This window comes from Streptomyces sp. NPDC002513 (genome assembly GCF_053595355.1).
This window is the reverse complement of the sequence record NZ_JBSFXK010000028.1, coordinates 43585-62597: the sequence shown is the minus strand read 5'-3', so window position 1 is coordinate 62597 and position 19013 is coordinate 43585. Positions and strand designations below refer to the sequence as shown.

Here is a 19013-nt window from a genome sequence, read left to right as displayed (position 1 = left end):
CCGTCGCGTGGGCCGGCCGGTGAACCCGGGTCAGCCCATGAACTTCTTGAACTCGTCGGGCAGCTCGAAGTCCTGACCGGCCTGCTGCGGCAGACCGAAGGCGCCCGGGCCCTGGGCCGCGGCGGCGCGGCGCGCGGCCTCCTCCTGCTCCTGCTCCTTGCGCTTCATCGGGTTGCCGGAGCGCTGCTTGCCCTTGGCCTTCTTCGGCTGCTTCTTCGTCCGGCCGGGACCGCCGCCCATCCCGGGGATGCCCGGCATGCCGGGCATCCCGCCGCCCTGGGCCATGCGGGACATCATCTTGCGGGCCTCGAAGAACCGCTCGACGAGGTTCTTGACCGCGCTGACCTCGACACCGGAACCCTTGGCGATACGGGCGCGGCGCGAGCCGTTGATGATCGTCGGGTCCTGGCGCTCGCCCGGGGTCATCGATTTGATGATCGCGGCCGTGCGGTCCACGTCCCGCTCGTCGAGGTTGTTGATCTGCTCCTTGATCTGGCCCATGCCCGGGAGCATGCCGAGGAGCTTGGAGATCGACCCCATCTTCCTGACCTGTTCCATCTGGGACAGGAAGTCGTCCAGGGTGAAGTCCTGGCCCTTCTTGGACGCCAGCTTGGAGGCCATCTTCTCGGCCTCTTCCTGGCTGAACGTCCGCTCCGCCTGCTCGATCAGGGTGAGCAGGTCACCCATGTCGAGGATGCGGGAGGCCATCCGGTCCGGGTGGAAGGCGTCGAAGTCGTCGAGTTTCTCGCCGTTCGACGCGAACATGATCGGCTTGCCGGTGACCGAGGCGATCGACAGGGCCGCACCACCGCGGGCGTCGCCGTCGAGCTTGGAGAGGACCACACCGTCGAAGCCGACGCCGTCGCGGAACGCCTCCGCGGTGTTGACGGCGTCCTGACCGATCATCGCGTCGACGACGAACAGGATCTCGTCGGGCTGTACGGCGTCGCGGATGTCCGCGGCCTGCTGCATCATGTCCTGGTCGATGCCGAGGCGGCCCGCGGTGTCCACGATCACGATGTCGTGGACCTTGGTCTTCGCGTGGTCGATCGAGTCCTTGGCGACCTTGACCGGGTCGCCGACGCCGTTGCCCGGCTCCGGCGCGTAGACGGCCACGCCCGCGCGCTCGGCGACGACGCTGAGCTGGTTCACCGCGTTGGGGCGCTGGAGGTCGGCGGCCACCAGGAGCGGGGAGTGGCCCTGCTCCTTCAGCCACCGGCCGAGCTTGCCCGCGAGCGTGGTCTTACCGGCACCCTGCAGACCCGCGAGCATGATCACGGTCGGGGGCTGCTTGGCGAAGCGCAGCCGGCGGGTCTCGCCGCCGAGGATCGTGACCAGCTCGTCGTTGACGATCTTGAGGACCTGCTGGGCCGGGTTCAGGGCCTTGGAGACCTCGGCGCCGAGGGCGCGCTCCTTGACGTTCTTGATGAAGGTCCGGACGACCGGCAGGGCCACGTCGGCTTCGAGGAGCGCGATACGGATGTCGCGCGCGGTGGCGTCGATGTCCGCCTCGCTCAGCCTGCCTTTTCCGCGGAGGCTCTTGAAAGTCGCGCTAAGGCGGTCGGAGAGAGTGTCGAACACGGCGGCGTCGGTCCTCAGGGGTCGGGGTCGTTTCGGACTGCCCTCCAGGGTATCCGGACCCGCGAGCAAATCGTCCCCGCCCGCCGGAGCCGTCGGCCGGGGGCACACCCCGCGCAGGTCACGCCCGCAGTGTCTCCTCCAGTGTCCGCGCCACCGAGGCCGCCTCCGCCCCCGGCAACGGATCACCCGTCCCACCGGTCACGTAGAAGGCGTCCACGGCGTTGGAACCCAGCGTCGACACATGCGCGCTGCGCACCCGCACGCCCGCCTTCTCCAGCGCGCGTCCGATCCGGAACAGCAGCCCCGGCACGTCGTGCGCCCGTACCTCGATCACCGTGGCGTGCCGGGAGGCCGCCGGGGCGACGGTCACCCGCGGCGGGGGTGCCACCACGCCCCGGCGGCGCGGGTAGGCCGCGTCCCGCTCGGCGAGGCGCGCCGCGATGTCCAGGGAGCCGTCCAGGGCCCGTACGAGGTCGGCGCGCAGCCGTGCGGCCTGCGGCAGCGAGCCGTACTCCGCCGCGACCCGCCAGTCGAGCAGCAGGACCGAGCCGTCGTGGACGCCGTCGGGCAGTTCCAGGGTGCGCAGCTCCGCGGTGCGGACGGTGAGGCGGTGCAGGGCCAGGACGCCCGCCACCGCGGGCAGCACACCGGGCTGGTCGGGTACGGCGACGAGCAGCTCCACGCCGAGGGGTTCCGGCTCGCCGCCCGCGTCCTTTGCGGGCGGCTCGGTCTGCGCGCGCAGCGCGAGCACGGGGCCGTTCGTGCGGCACGCCTCGATGGCGAGCCGTTCCTGTTCGGCGGTGGGCGCGGCGGCCTCCGGGTCGGCGGGCTCGTCTCCGGCGAGCAGCGCCGAGACCCGCTTGACCAGGTCGGTCACCAGTGCGCCCCGCCAGGACGACCAGGCGGCGGGCCCGGTGGCCAGTGCGTCCGCCTCGGTCAGCGCGTGCAGCAGTTCGAGGGTGTGCGGTGAGCCGACGGCCTCGGCGACCGAGCGCACGGTGACCGGGTCCTCCAGGTCGCGCCGGGTCGCCGTCTCCACCAGCAGCAGATGGTGGCGGACCAGGGTGGCGAGCACGGCGACGTCGTCCCGGTCGAAGCCGATGCGGCCGGCCACGTCCCGGGCGATGATCTCGCCCGCCACGGAGTGGTCGCCGGGCCAGCCCTTGCCGATGTCGTGCAGCAGCGCGGCGACCAGGAGGAGGTCGGGCCGGCCGACCCGGCGGGTCAGTGCGGAGGCGCGCACGGCCGTCTCGATCAGGTGCCGGTCGACGGTCCACAGGTGCACGGCGTTGCGCTGCGGGCGGCAGCGCACGCGCTCCCAGTCGGGCAGCAGCCGGGTGATGAGCCCCTCGGCCTCCAGGGCCTCCCAGACCTCGATGGCCGGGCGGCCGGAACCGAGCAGGGTCACGAGCTGTTCGCGGGCCTCGGCGGGCCAGGGCGTGGGCAGCGGGCGCACGGCGCCGGCCATGCGCCGTACGGCGTGCAGGGAGAGCGGGAGGCCGGCTTGCGCGGCGGCCGCGGCCGCGCGCAGCGGGAGCACGGGGTCGCGTTCGGGGCGCGCGGTCCGGGCGAGCACCGCTTCGCCGTCCTGTTCCACCACGCCTTCGGCCAGCGGGGACCGCTCGGCTACGGGCTTCGGGCCGCCCAGCATGGCGCGCAGCCGGGGCCGGGCGCCGCGGGAGCGCAGTACGCGCCCCACCTCGCGCCAGGTCACATCGCTGGCGTACGAGATCACCCGCGCCGCCTCGTACACCTGGCGCAGCAGTGTGTCGGCGTCCAGCAGGTCCAGCTCGGCGGCGACCTGGTCCTGTTCCTGGAGGGCGAGCCGGTCGGTGGCGCGTCCGGTGGTCAGATGCAGCGCGTCCCGTACGTCCAGGAGCCTGCGCCGGGCGTCCGCGAGCCCCTCGCGCGGGGCGTCGGCGAGCCAGGAGGCGGCCACCGCGCGCAGGGCCGTGGCGTCGCGCAGTCCGCCCCGGGCCTCCTTGAGGTCCGGTTCCAGGAGGTACTGCAGCTCGCCCTGGCGGGCGGCCCGCTCGGCGCACAGGTCGTGGAGTTCGGGGAGCCGTTTCGGCGCCTGGTTGCGCCAGTCGGCGAGTACGGCCGTCCTCAGGCCCGCGGTCAGCGCCGGATCGCCCGCGAGGTGCCGGGCGTCCAGCAGGCCGAGCTGCACCTTGAGGTCCTCGCCCGCGGTCTTGCGGGCCTGTGCGGGGGTGCGGACGGAGTGGTCGAGGGCGAGGCCGAGGTCCCAGACGGGGTACCAGACGCGGTCGGCCAGCGCGGCGATGGCCTTGCCGTCGCCGCCGTCGTGCAGCAGGAGCAGATCGAGGTCGCTGCGGGGGGACAGCTCGCCGCGGCCGTAGCCGCCGACGGCGACCAGGGACACCCCGCGCAGTCCCTCGGCGCCGGCGGTGAACAGCCCGGCGAGCCAGCTGTCCGTCAGTTCGGCCAGGGCGGCACGGCGCGGCGGCCCGGACCACGCCCCCTCGGTGAGGAGGCGCAGACGGGCCGCCGCGTAGCCGCCGGGTCCCAAGCCCTCTGCTTCCATGTGTCCGTCCGTACCCGTCACCCGGCGACTCCTGTTCCGTTGGTGCTCGGAGCTCTTACAACGCGTCGGGTCCGCGCTCGCCGGTCCGGACCCGGACGGCCGTCTCGACCGGGATGGACCAGACCTTGCCGTCTCCGATCTTGCCGGTGCGGGCCGCCTTGACGATGAGATCGATCAGTTGCTCGGCGTCGTCGTCCTCGGCGAGCACCTCGATACGGATCTTGGGGACGAGGTCGACCGTGTACTCGGCGCCCCGGTAGACCTCGGTGTGTCCCCGCTGCCGGCCGTAGCCGCTCGCCTCGGTGACCGTCAGACCGTGCACCCCGAAGGCCTGGAGGGCCTCTTTGATCTCGTCCAGCCGGTGGGGTTTCACGACGGCGGTGATGAGCTTCATGCGTCCACCTTCCTGCTCTGCGCGGCGGTCGGGGCGGCCGTGGCGGAGGAGGCGATGACGCCGCCGCCCGCGCCGCTGAAGTCGTATGCGGTCTCGGCGTGCTCGGCCTGGTCGATGCCGGAGATCTCCTCGTCCTCGGAGACCCGCATGCCGAGGGTCCGATCGAGGACGAAGGCGAGGATCGCGGAGGCGATCAAAGAGTAGGCGAGGACGGCGAAGACTCCGGCGCACTGCTTCCAGAACTGATCGAGGCCGCCGCCGTAGAAGAGGCCCTTCACGTCGGACTGGCCCCGGCCGCTGGCGAAGAAGCCGATGAGCAGGGAGCCGGCGATGCCGCCGACCATGTGGACGCCGACGACGTCGAGGGAGTCGTCGTAGCCGAACTTGTACTTCAGGCCGACGGCCATGGCGCACAGGACGCCAGCGATCGCGCCGACGGCGATCGCGCCGAGCGGGGAGACCGCGCCGCCGGACGGGGTGATCGCGACCAGACCGGCGACGGCGCCGGAGGCGGCGCCCAGCGTGGTGAACGCGCCGTGGCGGATCTTCTCGTAGGCGAGCCAGGCGAGCATGGCCGCGCCGGTGGCGACCTGGGTGTTGACGAACATCAGCGGGCCGACGCCGTCGTCGTTGCCGAGCCAGGAGCCGGCGTTGAAGCCGAACCAGCCGAACCACAGGAGCCCCGCGCCGAGCATGACCAGCGGGAGGCTGTGCGGACGCATCGGGTCCTTCTTGAAGCCGACGCGCTTGCCGATGACGAGGATCACACCGAGGGCCGCCGCACCGGCGTTGATGTGGACCGCCGTACCGCCGGCGAAGTCGATGACGCCCAGCTCGTAGGCCCAGCCGCCGGTGCCCCAGACCCAGTGGGCGACCGGGAAGTACACGATCGTCACCCACAGCACGAGGAACAGGGACCAGGCGGTGAACTTCACCCGGTCCGCGAGCGCGCCGCTGATCAGGGCGGGCGTGATGATCGCGAACATCAACTGGAAGACGGCGAAGACGAAGACCGGGATGGTGTAGCCGGGCCAGAGGTCCGTCTTGCCGATCCCGCTGAAGCCGACGAAGTCGGAGGTCCAGCCGACGATCGAGCCCTTGTCGTCGCCGAAGGCCATGGAGAAGCCGTAGAGCACCCACAGGATGGTGACGATGCCCAGGCTGATGAAGCTCATCATCAACATGTTCAGGGTGCTCTTGACGCGGACCATTCCTCCGTAGAAGAAGGCCAGGCCGGGCGTCATGAGCATGACCAGGGCGGAGCAGATCAGCATGAAGCCGGTATTGGCGGACGACAGCTTGGGTGCGTCCGCCGCAAGCATGATGGCTGGTGCCATCGGCGTCTCCTCGTCGGTTGGTACGGCCCCGTGCGGGCGAAGCCTGTGAGCGGTCCGGTCATCAGGGGCGGGCCGGTTATGCGCCCTGAGATTGACGCAGCGCGGTTTCGGTCGTTGCCGCTCGATGTTTCGCCGCAGTGACGAAGGTGCCGGGCGTGTTACGCGTTGATGAACGGCCGGAAGTCGGCCCGGTCGATCGTCATCGTGACGCAACCCGGGGTGAAAGGCATCGCGGGAATGACACCGCGGCCGTCCTGCGCGGGAGCCCGGGGCGGTCGACGGGGCCCGCGGGCGTCACGTCCTTTCGGACGGAGAGGCCATGCATCCGGCCGCGACAGCCATCCGATGACCTGGCACGGGGGAGCCGAGTCGGGCAGTTCGGGATGGCGGCCGCGGCCGGGGTCATGGGTGCCCTCCCGGTCCGGTGGACCGGGGGTCAGACCGCCTCGGCGGTCTCGGGCAGATGGGTGGCGAGATGGCCGGTCAGCTCGACGACCTCGGCAAGATCACCGAAATCACGCACGGCCGCGTCGACGGTCTTTCGAATACGAGTGTTGACCCGTTCGGACCGCACTTTTCCGGCGATGCCCAGGGCTTGCCTGACGAGCACCGCGCTCTGTTCCGGCTCGCGCTGGAGGAGGTGCACGGTGGCCATGCCGATCAGATTGAGTGCGTACGACCGCTGGTGATCGCCGTCCCCGGCGAAGCCGTCGACGGCCTTCTGCATCAGTGGCCGGGCGAGGGAGGCGTAGCTGGGGCTGCGGCCCGCGACATAGGCGAGGTCGCGGTAGGAGTGGGAGTTCTCGGCGTGCAGCTCGGGCTCGGAGAAGAAGCGGATCCAGTCGGGCTCGGGCTCGTCGAACTCCTGGACGTCGCCGAAGGTGTCCTCGGCCAGCCGCACGGCCCGCTTGCACTTGCCCGGCTGGCCCATGTTGGCGTACGCCCGGGCCTCCATCGCATACAGCATCGCCTGCGTGCGCGGGCTCGCACAGTCCCGGCTGCCGTACTGGGCGAGGTGGATGAGTTCCAGGGCGTCGTCCGGCCGGCCCAGATGGATCATCTGGCGACTCATGCTGGAGAGGATGTAGGAGCCGAGCGGCTTGTCGCCGGCCTCCTTGGCCGCGTGCAGGGCGAGGACGAAGTACTTCTGCGCGGTGGGCTGCAGTCCCACGTCGTAGCTCATCCAGCCCGCCAGCTGGGCCAGCTCGGCGGCGACCTGGAACAGGCGCCTGGCGGTGTCCTCGGGCTGGGGTTCCTGGAGGAGGTCGGTCACCTCGTGCAGTTGGCCGACGACGGCCTTGCGGCGCAGTCCGCCGCCGCACCGGGCGTCCCACTTGCGGAACATCACGGTGGTCGCCTCGAGGAGGTCGAGCTCGGGCCGGGACAGCCGGCCGCGGGCCCGCCCGGACGGCGTGGGGCCGGGCTCCTCCCGCGGGGCGGCGGGGCCCGGCACGAGCCAGCGCTGCATGGGTTCGATGAGGGACGGGCCCGCGGACAGGGCCAGCGAGGTACCGAGGAAGCCGCGCCGCGCCAGCATCAGGTCGCTGCGCGAGTACTCGCTGATCAACGCCACCGTCTGCGGGCCCGTCCAGGGCAGGTCGACTCCGGACACGGAGGGTGACTGACGGGCCGCGCGCAGTCCCAGATCCTCGATGGAGACCACACAGCCGAAACGCTCGGAGAGCAGCTCCGAGAGGATGCGCGGGATCGGCTCGCGCGGGTTCTCCCCGTCCAGCCAGCGGCGCACCCGGGAGGTGTCCGTGGAGATGTGGCAGGCCCCCAACTGACGGGCCCTTCGGTTGACTTGCCGTGCCAGCTCGCCCTTCGACCAGCCACTGCGCTCGAACCACGAGCCGAGCAGCTCATTGGGGCGCTTCTCAGCGTTCGTCCCGCTTTCGCCGTTGCCGCCCACTGGACGCCCCCATCCCTGAACCCACCTGTGCGCCGTGTGCGCCAAGCCTTACCAGAATGCCGGTGGCCGCGACCCCGCGTCCGGCGGTTCTCGGCCGCCGGACGGGAACCCGGCTTGCCTCCGGCATACCCACGCGTGCACGCGTCCCCAGGAACCGTGCACTCAAAGTAGTCCTACGATCACCCGCCCAACCATGGCGAATCCATAAGCGCCACCATTCGCCACCCCTTTGAATGAACTCGCCGCCACCCGGGCGCGATTCACTTGACACATACCAGCCGGAAGTGGGTGGAGCGATGTATTCACCGGCGCGCGCCAGGAACTCACACCCTGCGGACCACCGGACACGCCCCAGGCAGGGCACGAGGGCGCCGGACGCAGTGTCGCCTCCCGATTCCGGGGCGTAACCACCGGTGTGCCGAACCCGTTGGAGGGAGCATGGGCTTCACGATCGGCGGCACGCGGAGCATCCGCGAAATCCGCCCCGGTGCCCGGCGCCGGGGCCGCTCGTCGGAGTGCCTCGCCGTGGCCGAGTACACGGCACTGTGGGGCTGGGACGTGGTACCGGGCGCGCGGGCGACCGCGGGGGCGTGTTCCTGCGGGGACACGGACTGTGCCGCGCCCGGAGCGCATCCGCTGAGCTTCGCCCCCGTGGTGCGCGCCGGCGCGACGCTCGACGAGGCGGCCGAGACCTGGGCCGAGGTGCCCGGCGCGGCGGTGCTGCTGCCGGTGGGCCGCGCGTTCGACGCGGTCGAGGTCGCCGAGGCGGCGGGGCGCCGCGCCCTGGTCCGGCTGGAGCGCATGGGCATCCCGGTCGGCCCGGTCACGGCGACACCGCAGGGCCGCGCCCAGTTCTTCGTCGCGCCCGGCTCCGCGGCCGAGCTTCCCGCGCTGCTGTACCGGATGGCGTGGGACGACGCGGACCTCGATCTGCACGCCCTGGGCCCGGGGACGCACATCACGGCCCCGCCCTCGGACCGTGGCGGCCTCGGCCCGGTCCGCTGGCTGCGCTCCCCCGCCCTCGACACGGCGACGAGACCACCGGCCGCGCGTCTGCTGATCGGCACACTGGCCCATGTGGCCCACCGCTCCCGGGCATGGGCGGTGTCCGACACCCCCTGAGCCCGTCGACGGCGACAGCGAAGGGCCTTGGCCGCATCCGCACCATGCGGCGGGGGCCCTTCTGTATCCGCACGCGGATCCCGCGCCTGCACGCACATCCCATGGCGTACGCGTGGCGTACGCGCATCCCATGGCGTACGCGCAAGAGACAGCGCCCGTCCCCCACCGCATCGTGGGGGACGGGCGCTGCTCGGTGCGTGCCGGGACCGACGGGTGGCGGTCGCGCTCCGTTAAGTGGTCACTCTCCGATGAGGGCGTCAACGAACGCCTCCGCCTCGAACGGCGCCAGGTCGTCGGGACCCTCGCCGAGACCGATCAGCTTCACCGGGACGTCCAGCTCACGCTGGACCGCGACCACGATGCCGCCCTTGGCCGTGCCGTCCAGCTTGGTGAGCACGATGCCGGTGATGTCCACGACCTCGGCGAAGACGCGCGCCTGGACGAGACCGTTCTGCCCGGTGGTGGCGTCGAGGACCAGCAGCACCTCGTCCAGCGGGGCGTGCTTCTCGACGACACGCTTGACCTTGCCCAGCTCGTCCATGAGGCCGGTCTTGGTGTGCAGGCGCCCCGCCGTGTCGATGAGGACGACGTCGGCGCCGATCTCCTTGGCCTCCTTGACCGCGTCGAAGGCGACGGAGGCGGGGTCCCCGTTCTCCGGGCCGCGCACGATGTGCGCACCGACCCGCTCGCCCCAGGTCTGCAGCTGGTCGGCCGCGGCGGCGCGGAAGGTGTCGGCGGCGCCGAGGACGACGGTGCGGCCGTCGGCCACGAGGACGCGGGCGAGCTTGCCGGTGGTGGTGGTCTTGCCGGTGCCGTTGACACCCACGACCATCACGATGCCGGGCTTGCTGGTCTCGGGCTCGGTGCGGACCGTACGGTCCATGTCGGGGCCGACCAGCTGGAGCAGCTCCTCGCGCAGCAGCCCGCGCAGTTCCCCGGGCGTGCGGGTGCCGAGCACCCGTACCCGCTCGCGCAGCCGCTCGACCAGCTCCTGGGTGGGCTGCACTCCGACATCGGCGGTGAGCAGCGTGTCCTCGATCTCCTCCCAGGTCTCGTCGTCGAGGTGCTCGCGCGACAGGAGCGTGAGCAGCCCCTTGCCGAGTGCGTTCTGCGAGCGGGACAGGCGGGCGCGCAGACGGACGAGACGGCCGGCGGTGGGCTCGGGGATCTCGATGGGGGGCGCCTCGACGGTGGGCGGCTCCTCCACGGCGACGGGAGCGGAGCCCGCCGGAAGATCCACCTCCTCGATCGTCCGGCGCTCCTCGTCGCGCGGTGTCGCGGCCTCGTCGCCGACGTGCGGCTCGGCCGGAGGGGCGGTGATGTCGGGTGCCGTGGGGGGCGCCGGGGGCAGCGGCTTCTTCCTGCGGCTGCCGACGACGAGCCCGAGCACGCCGAGCACGACCACGGCGATGACTACAGCAAGGATGACGAATTCCATAACGGGTCCAGTATGCGCGACGGCCCCGCGGGCCCTTCGGCGGCGGCTCCGGGGCGTGGAGCCCTGATTGTCTGACGATCCATCAGTTACGGTCCTCGCGCCGGTCCCGCCGGCGCAGGCGAAAGGGGCCTCTCCCGTGCCCGTCACGGTCGTACGCTGCGAGCGGGCGCTCCCCCGGCTCGGTGGCTCGCTCCGTGGAGGGCGTGCGCGGATACGCGGAGCGCTGAGCACGGTTCTCCCCTCGGTGCCGGCCAAGGCTCCCGGTGGGCGAACGGGCCGGAGCACACGCACCGCCGCCCGGCTCGGGCAGTGACCGGGCCGGGCGGCGGACGGGGGTCGAGGAGAGAGGCAGCGGGGACTTGGCCTTTCTCCTCGAGTTCGGGGTGGGCGGGTCAGCCCATCTCCTCCAGGGACTTGCCCTTCGTCTCCTTCACGAACTTCAGGACGAACGGGATGGAGAGCGCGGCGAAGACCGCGTAGATCACGTAGGTCCCGGAGAGGCTCCAGTCGGCCAGCGACGGGAAGCTCGCGGTGATCGCCCAGTTGGCGATCCACTGCGCGGCGGCGGCCACGCCCAGGGCGGCGGCGCGGATCTTGTTCGGGAACATCTCGCCGAGCATGACCCAGACGACCACACCCCAGGACAGGGCGAAGAAGAGGACGAACAGGTGGGCGGCGACCAGGGCGACCCAGCCCTGGGTGCTCGGCAGCTTGCCGTCGACCAGGTGGGACGAGAACGCCCAGGCCTCCAGGGCGAGGCCGACGGCCATGCCGACCGAACCGATGAGGGCGAGCGGCCTGCGGCCGACGCGGTCCACGAAGATGATCGCGATCACGGTGCCGACGATGTTGATGATCGACGTCGTGAACGAGTAGAAGAACGATTGCGTCGGGTCGACGCCGACCGACTGCCACAGGGTCGAGGAGTAGTAGAACGCGACGTTGATGCCGACGAACTGCTGGAAGACCGACAGGCCGATGCCGATCCAGACGATCGGCTTGAAGAAGAAGCCGCCGCCGAGCAGGTCCTTGAAGGTGGACCGGTGCTCGCTCGTCATGGCGTGCTCGATCTCGGCGACGCGGGCGTCCAGGCCGGCGTGGTCGCCCTCGACCTCGGCGAGGATCTCCCGGGCCCGCTCGCGCTTGCCGACGGAGAGCAGGAAGCGCGGGGACTCGGGGATGGCGAGGGAGAGCAGACCGTACAGGACGGCCGGGACGACCATGACGCCGAGCATGACCTGCCAGGCCTCCAGGCCCATCAGCTTGCCGCGCTGGTTGCCGCCGGCGGCGTTGAGCAGCCCCCAGTTGACCAGCTGCGAGATCGCGATGCCGACGACGATGGCCGCCTGCTGGAAGGAGCCGAGCCGGCCACGGTAGGCGGGCGGGGCGACCTCGGCGATGTAGGCGGGGCCGATCACGGAGGCCATGCCGATGGCGAAGCCGCCGATGATGCGCCAGAGGGCGAGGTCCCACAGCGCGAAGGGCAGGGCGGAGCCGACGGCGCTGATGGTGAAGAGGACCGCGGCGATCTGCATACAGCGGATGCGGCCGATGCGGTCGGCTATGCGGCCGGCGGTGGCGGCGCCGATGGCACAGCCGATCAGGGCGATGGCGATGACCTGGGCCAGCGCGGCGGAACCGATGTCGTAGCGGTCCCGGATGGCCTCGACGGCGCCGTTGATCACGGAGCTGTCGTAGCCGAACAGGAAACCGCCCATCGCGGCCGCCGCCGCGATGAAGATGACATGCCCGAGATGATCGGGGTGAGCCGTCCCGGCTCCTGACTGGGGTGCCTGCGCTGTGCTGGTCACGAATAACTCCTCGGGCCACCGGCAACGCTGCCGGGGGTGGGGGGCGAGCCCTTTCAGGCACGACGCCAGCGTCCAAGCACCCGGGGAGCATCGGAGAAGCCGCCGCTCACACCTGTAGGTAAAAGCAACGTTGCAGAGACTATTCCTTCAAGTTCCGAAGTCAAGAGGCCGATCACTACTAGATGTGCCCGAAATGGCCGACCCGATTGGGTTTAGAAGTTGAATCTGCAAGGAGATGCAGGTCAGGACCGGTGTAAGCCCCACCCACCTAGCGGAGCCGCTGGGAGATGACCTTCGACACACCGTCACCCTGCATGGAGACGCCGTACAGCGCGTCCGCGACCTCCATCGTCCGCTTCTGGTGGGTGATCACGATCAGCTGCGAGGCCTCCTGCAGCTCCTGCATGATGCGGATCAGCCGCTGGAGGTTGGTGTCGTCGAGGGCGGCCTCGACCTCGTCCATGACGTAGAACGGGCTGGGCCGGGCCTTGAAGATGGACACGAGCAGCGCGACGGCGGTCAGCGACCGCTCACCGCCGGAGAGCAGGGACAGCCGCTTGACCTTCTTGCCCGGGGGCCGGGCCTCGACGTCGACGCCCGTGGTGAGCATGTTGTCCGGGTCGGTCAGCACGAGCCGCCCGTCGCCGCCGGGGAACAGCCGGCCGAAGACGCCCTCGAACTCACGGGCCGTGTCCCGGTACGCCTCGGTGAAGACCTGTTCGACGCGCTCGTCGACCTCCTTCACCACCTGGAGCAGGTCGGCCCGGGTCTTCTTCAGGTCCTCCAGCTGCTCGCTGAGGAACTTGTGGCGCTCCTCCAGCGCCGCGAACTCCTCCAGCGCGAGCGGGTTCACCTTGCCGAGCTGCTGATAGGCCCGCTCGGCCGCCTTGAGCCGCTTCTCCTGCTCGCCGCGCGCGAACGGGCGCGGCCGGTTACGCGGGTGCCCCGGGTCCTCGGGCAGCTCCTCGCCCTCGGCGGGCGGCGAGGGCGGCACCGGCTGGTCGGGGCCGTACTCGGCGACCAGTCCCGCCGGCTCGACGCCGAGTTCCTCCAGCGCCCTGGACTCCAGCTGCTCGATGCGCAGCCGCTTCTCCGCGCCGAGCACCTCGCCGCGGTGCACGGAGTCGGTGAGCTTGTCCAGCTCGGCCTTGAGCGCGCGGCCCTCGGTGCGGGCGGCTGCGAGCTCCTCCTCGCGCCGTGCCTTGGCGGCCTCGGCGGCGGTGCGCTCGGCCTGCGCCCGGCTCAGGGACACCTCGGCATGGGCGAGGAGCTGCCGGGCACCGGAGGCGACGGCCTCGGCGACGGCCGCCTCGTGGCGCAGCCGGGCCCGCCGCGCTTCGGCACGCGCGCGTGCCTCGCGTTCGGCACGGGCGCCGCGGTCGAGGGAGTCGGCCCGGCCGGCCAGCCCCTTGACCCGCTCCTCGTGGGTACGGACCTGGAGGCGGGCCTCCATCTCGGTCTGCCGCGCGTTCGCGCCGTCGGCGGCGAGCCGGTCGCGTACGGAGGTGTCGGGCTCCTCCTCGACCGGCATCTCCTCGGCGACGGCGAGCCGCTCGGCGAGTTCCTCGACCTCCAGCAGGGCCTTCTCCACCGCCTCCTGCGCGCGGGCCGCGGCGGCGGTGGAACGTTCGGCCTCCCCGGCGGCGGCCCGGGCCTGCCCGGCGAGCCGTCCGAGCTGCTGGGCGACCGCGGACTTCTCCCGCTCGGCCGCCCGCCGCCGCTCCCCCAGCTCCTCCACGAGGGCAGCGCACTCCTTGCGGCGCTCTCCCGCCAGATGCTGCGCCTCGGCCAGCCCCTCGCAGCTCACGGCGAGTTCCTCCAGTTCGGCCGCGGCCTCGTCGACCGAGGCCTGCACCTCGATCAGGCTCGGCGCCCCGGCGGACCCGCCGTGCGCGAAGTGCGCCCCGAGCAGATCACCCTCGGCGGTGACGGCCGTCAGGCCGGGCCGCGCCTCGACGAGTTCCTCGGCGTCCTCCAGGGTGCCGACCACGACGATGCCGCGCAGCAGCCGCCGTACGGCGGGCATCAGCGCGTCGGGACCGCGCACGAGGTCGGCGGCGAAGGGGGGCCCGTCGGGAGGGAACGGCGCACGACCGCCCCGCGCATCGGCATCGGCGCCCGCCCCCGGATCGCCGGACACCCCGGCTCCCGAGGGGTCCGCCGCGCCCGCCCGCGCGCCCGGGCCGTCAGGGATCGGTCGGCGCGCGCCCGGGCCGTCCGGGAGCGGCTCGTCTCCCGGCTCCCCCGGCGGCCCGGCCAGCACCAGGGCCGCCCGTCCCGCGTCCTGCTTGCGCAGCAGCCGGATCGCCTCGGCCGCCGCGGACGGGCTGGTCACCGCGACCGCGTCCGCGGCGGCACCGAAGGCCGCCGCCAGCGCCACCTCGTGCCCGGGGGTCACCGTCAGCAGTTCGGCCGCCGGGCCCAGGAGGCCGGAGAGACGGTCCTTGGCCCCGAGCAGGACGCCCGTTCCGTCCTTGCGGCGCAGGCCCAGGGCGAGCGCCTCGTGGCGGGCCGCGACCGCCGCGCGCTTGCGTTCGGCCGTGGTGGCCGCCTCCCGCGCGGCCGACAGGGCCGCCTCCGCCTCGGCCAGAGTCCGCTTCGCCGTCTCGTGCTGCCCGGTCAGGTCCGCGTCCCCCGCGTCCAGGCCGTCCACCTCGGCCTTGAGGGCCTCGTACTCCTCCTGCGCGGCGACCGCGCGCTCGTGTGCCTCGTCGCGTGTTGCGGCGAGGCGGTCGATCTCGGCCTGGGCGGAGGCCGCGCGGGAACGGGCCGCGCCCACCTTCCCGTTCAGCCGGGCCAGATTCTCGCGGCGGTCGGCGATGGCGCGTGCCGCGTCCTTCAGGCGCCGCTCCTCCAGGGCCAGTTCGCGCTCCAGTTCAGACCGGTGGGCGACGGTGTCCTCCAGCGCGCGCTCGGCCGCTTCCAGGGCGGCCGCCAGCTCGGCCTCCTGCTCGCGGATGCGGGCGGCCTCGCGTTCCATGTCCTCGGGGTCGCGTCCGCGCCGCTCCTCCAGGGGCGCGGAGGTGGCGCTCTTGACCCGGGCGTCGGCCAGCGAGACCGTGCCCCGCACCCGCTCCGCGAGCTGGGACAGCTCGTACCAGGTCTGCTGGGCGCGCCCCAGACGGGGCGTCAGCCGGCGCACCTCGTCCTCCAGGAGCGCCTCGCGCCGGAGCGCCGTCTTCAGTGCGGTCTCGGCGGCTTCCTTGCGTTCCTTGAGCGCGGCCTCGTCCGCGATCTCGGCCTTCAGCGCCTGCCGCATCCCTACGAGGTCGTCGGCGAGCAGGCGCAGCCGGGCGTCCCTCAGGTCGGCCTGGATGACGGCGGCCCGGCGGGCGACCGCGGCCTGCCGCCCCAGCGGCTTGAGTTGGCGGCGCAGCTCGTCGGTCAGGTCCTGGACCCGGGCGAGGTTCGCCTGCATGGCGTCCAGTTTCCTGAGGGCCTTCTCCTTGCGCTTGCGGTGCTTGAGGACCCCCGCGGCCTCCTCGATGAAGGCACGGCGGCCCATGGGGTCGGCGTGCAGCACCGAGTCGAGCTGGCCCTGGCCGACGATCACGTGCATCTCGCGGCCGATGCCGGAGTCGGAGAGGAGTTCCTGGATGTCGAGCAGGCGGCAGGTGTCGCCGTTGATCTGGTACTCGCTGCCGCCGTTGCGGAACATGATCCGCGTGATGGTGACCTCGGAGTACTCGATCGGGAGTGCCCCGTCGGAGTTGTCGATGGTGAGGGACACCTCGGCGCGGCCGAGCGGCGGGCGCCCGGTGGTGCCGGCGAAGATGACGTCCTCCATCTTGCCGCCGCGCAGCGACTTGGCCCCCTGCTCGCCCATGACCCAGCTCAGCGCGTCCACCACATTGGACTTGCCCGAGCCGTTCGGCCCCACCACGCAGGTGATCCCCGGCTCGAAGCGGAGCGTGGTCGCCGAGGCGAACGACTTGAACCCGCGGAGGGTCAGGGCCTTGAGGTGCACGCCGCTGGACTCTACCTTCCGCCGGTATCTCACACTGTGAACCGCGGCACCCCTGCGGTTTCACCGTTGAACGCGCAGGGCACACCATCCGTTAAAGAGGCTGAAAGGGTGTACGGGGGCAAGAAAGAAGGGACGCCTGGGGCGTCCCTTGCAACGCGGATGGCTGAGCGGTTGATACGGGCAGCCAACCACTGCGTGTGCCTCGTGGAGCGATGCAGTGATCAGGTGAGCGCAGGCTCCGCCTGGTGTGCGTCGATGCTCTCCATGATCCTGTCGTGAGAAGCGGCAGCCGTCAGCGCGTCGTTCTCCGCCTGGATCCGTACGAGCTCGGACTCGAGCTCGTGGACGCGCTGCTGGAGCCGTCGCATCTCGGCGAGGAGTCGCGGGTCGGAGCCGCCGACGTAACCGAGAAGCGCCTTTGCCATGATGGATGGTCCTCCACACTGAGTGACCGACCGATGCGGTGTGGGTCGTGAGGGATTCGCACCCGCGGTGCTTGGCAATCTTCAGTTCTTACGCCGTTCTCACATGCCAAACAGCTAAGGTGCGCGGGGCTTTCAGCGTCTCACCAAAAAGTTTGACGGTCAACACGATCACACCCCGCATCGGCGGGCAGCCGGGGGCGCGCGGCCCTCGGCGGGCGGCGCTGCGACTCCTTCGGGGCCCGGAGTGCGTGGCGATCATCCTTGCCGCCGGAGCCTTCCATGGTGCGCCCTTCTTGGCAACCACCTGGGTTTTTCCGCTACGGGCAGGTGCCGGTGGCATGTTCTCCCGCTTCCGCCCGGGGCCCCCGCGGCGCGGGCTCAGCGGATCGCGAAGCCGTCGTAACCGCCGCGGGGCGTGTCCCACATCTCAGTGACGCCATCCACCCTCCCGGGTGTGTCGTCACCCCGGAGCCAGTCCAGCAGGCCCTCGCACTCTCCCCGGGAGCCCTCGGCGACCACCTGGACCCGGCCGTCGTCGAGATTGAGGGCAAAGCCCCTCAGGCCGCCTATCTCCAGCGCCTTGGCCCGGGTGAACCAGCGGAAACCCACACCCTGGACACGTCCGCGTACCCACGCCACGAGCCGTGCGTCGTCGTTCATGGCTGCACGCTAACTGGCCAATGTCCCTCCAGGCACTTCCTCCACTCGCGTCTTGCGGTAGCGTCCCCACTCATATGAATCTGACGTGAAACTCACTCGATCGAGCGATTTTCGATTCAGTAGAGCTGACCGCAAGACTCAGGAAGGCCAGCAGATGGGACGCCACCGACGCTCCGCCGCCGGACGCGCCGCCACCGGCCGCGCACCCAGAGTGACATCGGACCACGAGCCCGCGACGGAGCGCTACGGTCCGGAGAACCTCTACGGCTTCGCCGCGGTCCTGGAGGCCGAACAGCAGGTGGTGGCGCGCTCGCACCGCAGGAAGAAGGCGGCCACCCCGGTGCGCACGGGCCTGCTGGGCGTCTCGGCCGCCGTCGCGCTGGGCACCGCGGCGGTCGCCACGGGCGTGCTGCCCGGCGCCGAGACCTTCACGGTGAGCGGCGATGCCGGCGATGTGCAGGCCGGGGGCACCGGCCCGTCGGGCTACGCCACCGCGCAGGGCGGCACGAGCGGCCCGGCCGACGGCCGCGGCTCGGCGTCCACGAGCCGCGACCACGACCGTGACCGCACTTCCTCGCCGGCCGCGCCGCCCTCGGCCCCGGCGTCCTCGACCGCCGCGACGCGGGGACCCTCGCAGCCGCAGTCGCCGTCCGCGCCGGCGACGACCGCTCCGCCCGCGAAGAAGCACCCGAAGAAGCCCAAGGCCCACGTCCCGCCGCCCAGGTCCGCCCACTCCTCGACCACGGCCGCGGTGCTCGACCTCGTCAACCAGGAGCGGGCCAAGGCGGGCTGCAGCCCGGTGTCCGCGAGCAGCGAGCTGACGAGGCTGGCGCAGGCGTTCAGCGACGACATGGCCGTGCGGGACTTCTTCGACCACACCGACCCGAACGGCAGGGACCCCTGGGACCGGGCCGCCGCTCTCGGCATAACCGACCTGGGCGGCGAGAACATAGCCCGCGGCCAGGCGACCGCCCAGGCCGTGATGGACGCCTGGATGAACAGCCCCGGCCACCGCGCGAACATACTGAACTGCGACTTCAAGACGCTGGGCGTCGGGGTGCACCAGGGCGCCGGCGGCCCCTGGTGGACGCAGGACTTCGGCTACTGACGCCCCCTCCCGGCGCCGCGCGTGCCCCCGCCCGGTCCTCCCGGGCGGGGGCACGGCCGTGTCCGGTGGCTACGCCGCCGCGCGGCCCAGGGCGAACACCCGGGCCGTCTCCGCGACGCGGCGGCCGAGGTGCCGGGCGGTCTCCACGTCGGCCTTGTGGACGGCCTCGGGTCCCTCGTCGACGTTCGTCTGCGCGGCGGCGCCCAGGAAGACGCCGAGGCGGTTGAGGTCGTGCTCGGAGCCGGCGCTGTTGTTCCAGCCCGGGTGGAGTCCGAGGCTGATCCAGTTCATGCCGTGCTGCGCCGCCAGGATCTGGAAGAACTGCAGGGTGTGCAGCTTGTCGCCGCTCTTGGACCCGGAGTTGGTGAAGCCGGCGGCCAGCTTGTCCCTCCAGTCCTGCCCGAACCAGCGCTTCGACGTGGCCTCGGCGAAGGTGTGGAAGGGGGCGGACGCGGTGCCCATGTAGGTCGGCGAGCCGAAGACGATCGCGTCCGAGCCGTCGAGGGTCGCCCACTGCTCCTCGGTGATCTCGTCGACCCTGATCAGGTGCACCTGGGCGCCGGCCTCGGCGGCGCCCTCCCGCACGGCCTCGGCGAGCACGGCGGTGTGGCCGTGGCCGGAGTGGTAGGCGATGGAGACGACAGGGGTGGTCACGTGAGTACTCCTCGTGGGAATGGAAACAACGTCCGCGGGGGACGGGGTCGAGGAGCGCG

At 71.8% G+C, this 19013-nt stretch carries 13 protein-coding genes; 2 read left to right on the top strand and 11 right to left on the bottom strand.

What is annotated here, in order from left to right:
* Positions 1–30: 30 nt before the first annotated feature.
* The 5 genes from ffh to nsdA all read right to left on the bottom strand — a co-directional run bounded on the left by ffh (position 31) and on the right by nsdA (position 7769).
* Positions 31–1581, bottom strand: a complete 1551-nt coding sequence (gene ffh, locus ACWD5Q_RS19715; protein WP_451428289.1) for a signal recognition particle protein — start codon at positions 1579–1581, stop codon at positions 31–33.
* A 118-nt stretch (positions 1582–1699) separates the two neighbouring features.
* Positions 1700–4126, bottom strand: a complete 2427-nt coding sequence (locus tag ACWD5Q_RS19710; protein ID WP_451428288.1) for a [protein-PII] uridylyltransferase — start codon at positions 4124–4126, stop codon at positions 1700–1702.
* A 55-nt stretch (positions 4127–4181) separates the two neighbouring features.
* On the bottom strand, positions 4182–4520 hold the full coding sequence (locus ACWD5Q_RS19705; protein ID WP_451428287.1) for a P-II family nitrogen regulator: 339 nt from the start codon (positions 4518–4520) through the stop codon (positions 4182–4184).
* Entirely contained in the window at positions 4517–5857 is a 1341-nt protein-coding gene (locus ACWD5Q_RS19700) for an ammonium transporter (RefSeq protein WP_451428286.1), read from the bottom strand. The genes ACWD5Q_RS19705 and ACWD5Q_RS19700 overlap by 4 nt, the downstream gene beginning before the upstream one ends.
* Before the next feature lie 436 nt (positions 5858–6293).
* The gene (gene nsdA, locus ACWD5Q_RS19695) at positions 6294–7769 is read right to left on the bottom strand and encodes a transcriptional repressor NsdA (RefSeq protein ID WP_451428285.1); all 1476 of its coding nucleotides are present in this window, start codon (positions 7767–7769) and stop codon (positions 6294–6296) included.
* 438 nt (positions 7770–8207) lie between these two features.
* Here nsdA and ACWD5Q_RS19690 point away from each other — a divergent pair, with 438 nt between their 5' ends.
* Positions 8208–8891, top strand: a complete 684-nt coding sequence (locus tag ACWD5Q_RS19690; protein ID WP_451428284.1) for a bifunctional DNA primase/polymerase — start codon at positions 8208–8210, stop codon at positions 8889–8891.
* A gap of 238 nt (positions 8892–9129) precedes the next feature.
* Here the strand turns inward: ACWD5Q_RS19690 and ftsY are convergent, their stop codons facing one another.
* The 5 genes from ftsY to ACWD5Q_RS19665 all read right to left on the bottom strand — a co-directional run bounded on the left by ftsY (position 9130) and on the right by ACWD5Q_RS19665 (position 17192).
* Positions 9130–10329 carry a signal recognition particle-docking protein FtsY gene (gene ftsY / locus ACWD5Q_RS19685; protein ID WP_451428283.1) on the bottom strand — a complete coding sequence of 400 codons (1200 nt, stop codon included), beginning with the start codon at positions 10327–10329 and terminating at the stop codon, positions 9130–9132.
* Between the two features lie 392 nt (positions 10330–10721).
* Positions 10722–12140: a sugar porter family MFS transporter gene (locus ACWD5Q_RS19680; RefSeq protein WP_451428282.1), complete on the bottom strand. Its 1419-nt coding sequence runs from the start codon at positions 12138–12140 to the stop codon at positions 10722–10724.
* A gap of 268 nt (positions 12141–12408) precedes the next feature.
* Positions 12409–16107 carry an AAA family ATPase gene (locus ACWD5Q_RS19675; RefSeq protein WP_451428281.1) on the bottom strand — a complete coding sequence of 1233 codons (3699 nt, stop codon included), beginning with the start codon at positions 16105–16107 and terminating at the stop codon, positions 12409–12411.
* Positions 16108–16328: 221 nt separating this feature from the next.
* Complete coding sequence (locus tag ACWD5Q_RS19670; RefSeq protein ID WP_451428280.1) at positions 16329–16532, bottom strand: hypothetical protein; 204 nt, start codon at positions 16530–16532, stop codon at positions 16329–16331.
* Between the two features lie 378 nt (positions 16533–16910).
* A complete protein-coding gene (locus ACWD5Q_RS19665) occupies positions 16911–17192 on the bottom strand; it encodes an acylphosphatase (RefSeq protein WP_451428279.1) in 282 nt (93 codons plus the stop codon).
* 154 nt (positions 17193–17346) lie between these two features.
* On the opposite strand from ACWD5Q_RS19665, the gene ACWD5Q_RS19660 reads away from it, so the two are divergent.
* Positions 17347–18300 carry a CAP domain-containing protein gene (locus ACWD5Q_RS19660; protein WP_451428278.1) on the top strand — a complete coding sequence of 318 codons (954 nt, stop codon included), beginning with the start codon at positions 17347–17349 and terminating at the stop codon, positions 18298–18300.
* Positions 18301–18369: 69 nt separating this feature from the next.
* On the opposite strand, the gene ACWD5Q_RS19655 is transcribed toward ACWD5Q_RS19660, so the two are convergent.
* Positions 18370–18954, bottom strand: coding sequence for a flavodoxin family protein (locus ACWD5Q_RS19655; RefSeq protein ID WP_451428277.1), 585 nt, complete (start codon positions 18952–18954; stop codon positions 18370–18372).
* Positions 18955–19013: the final 59 nt, after the last annotated feature.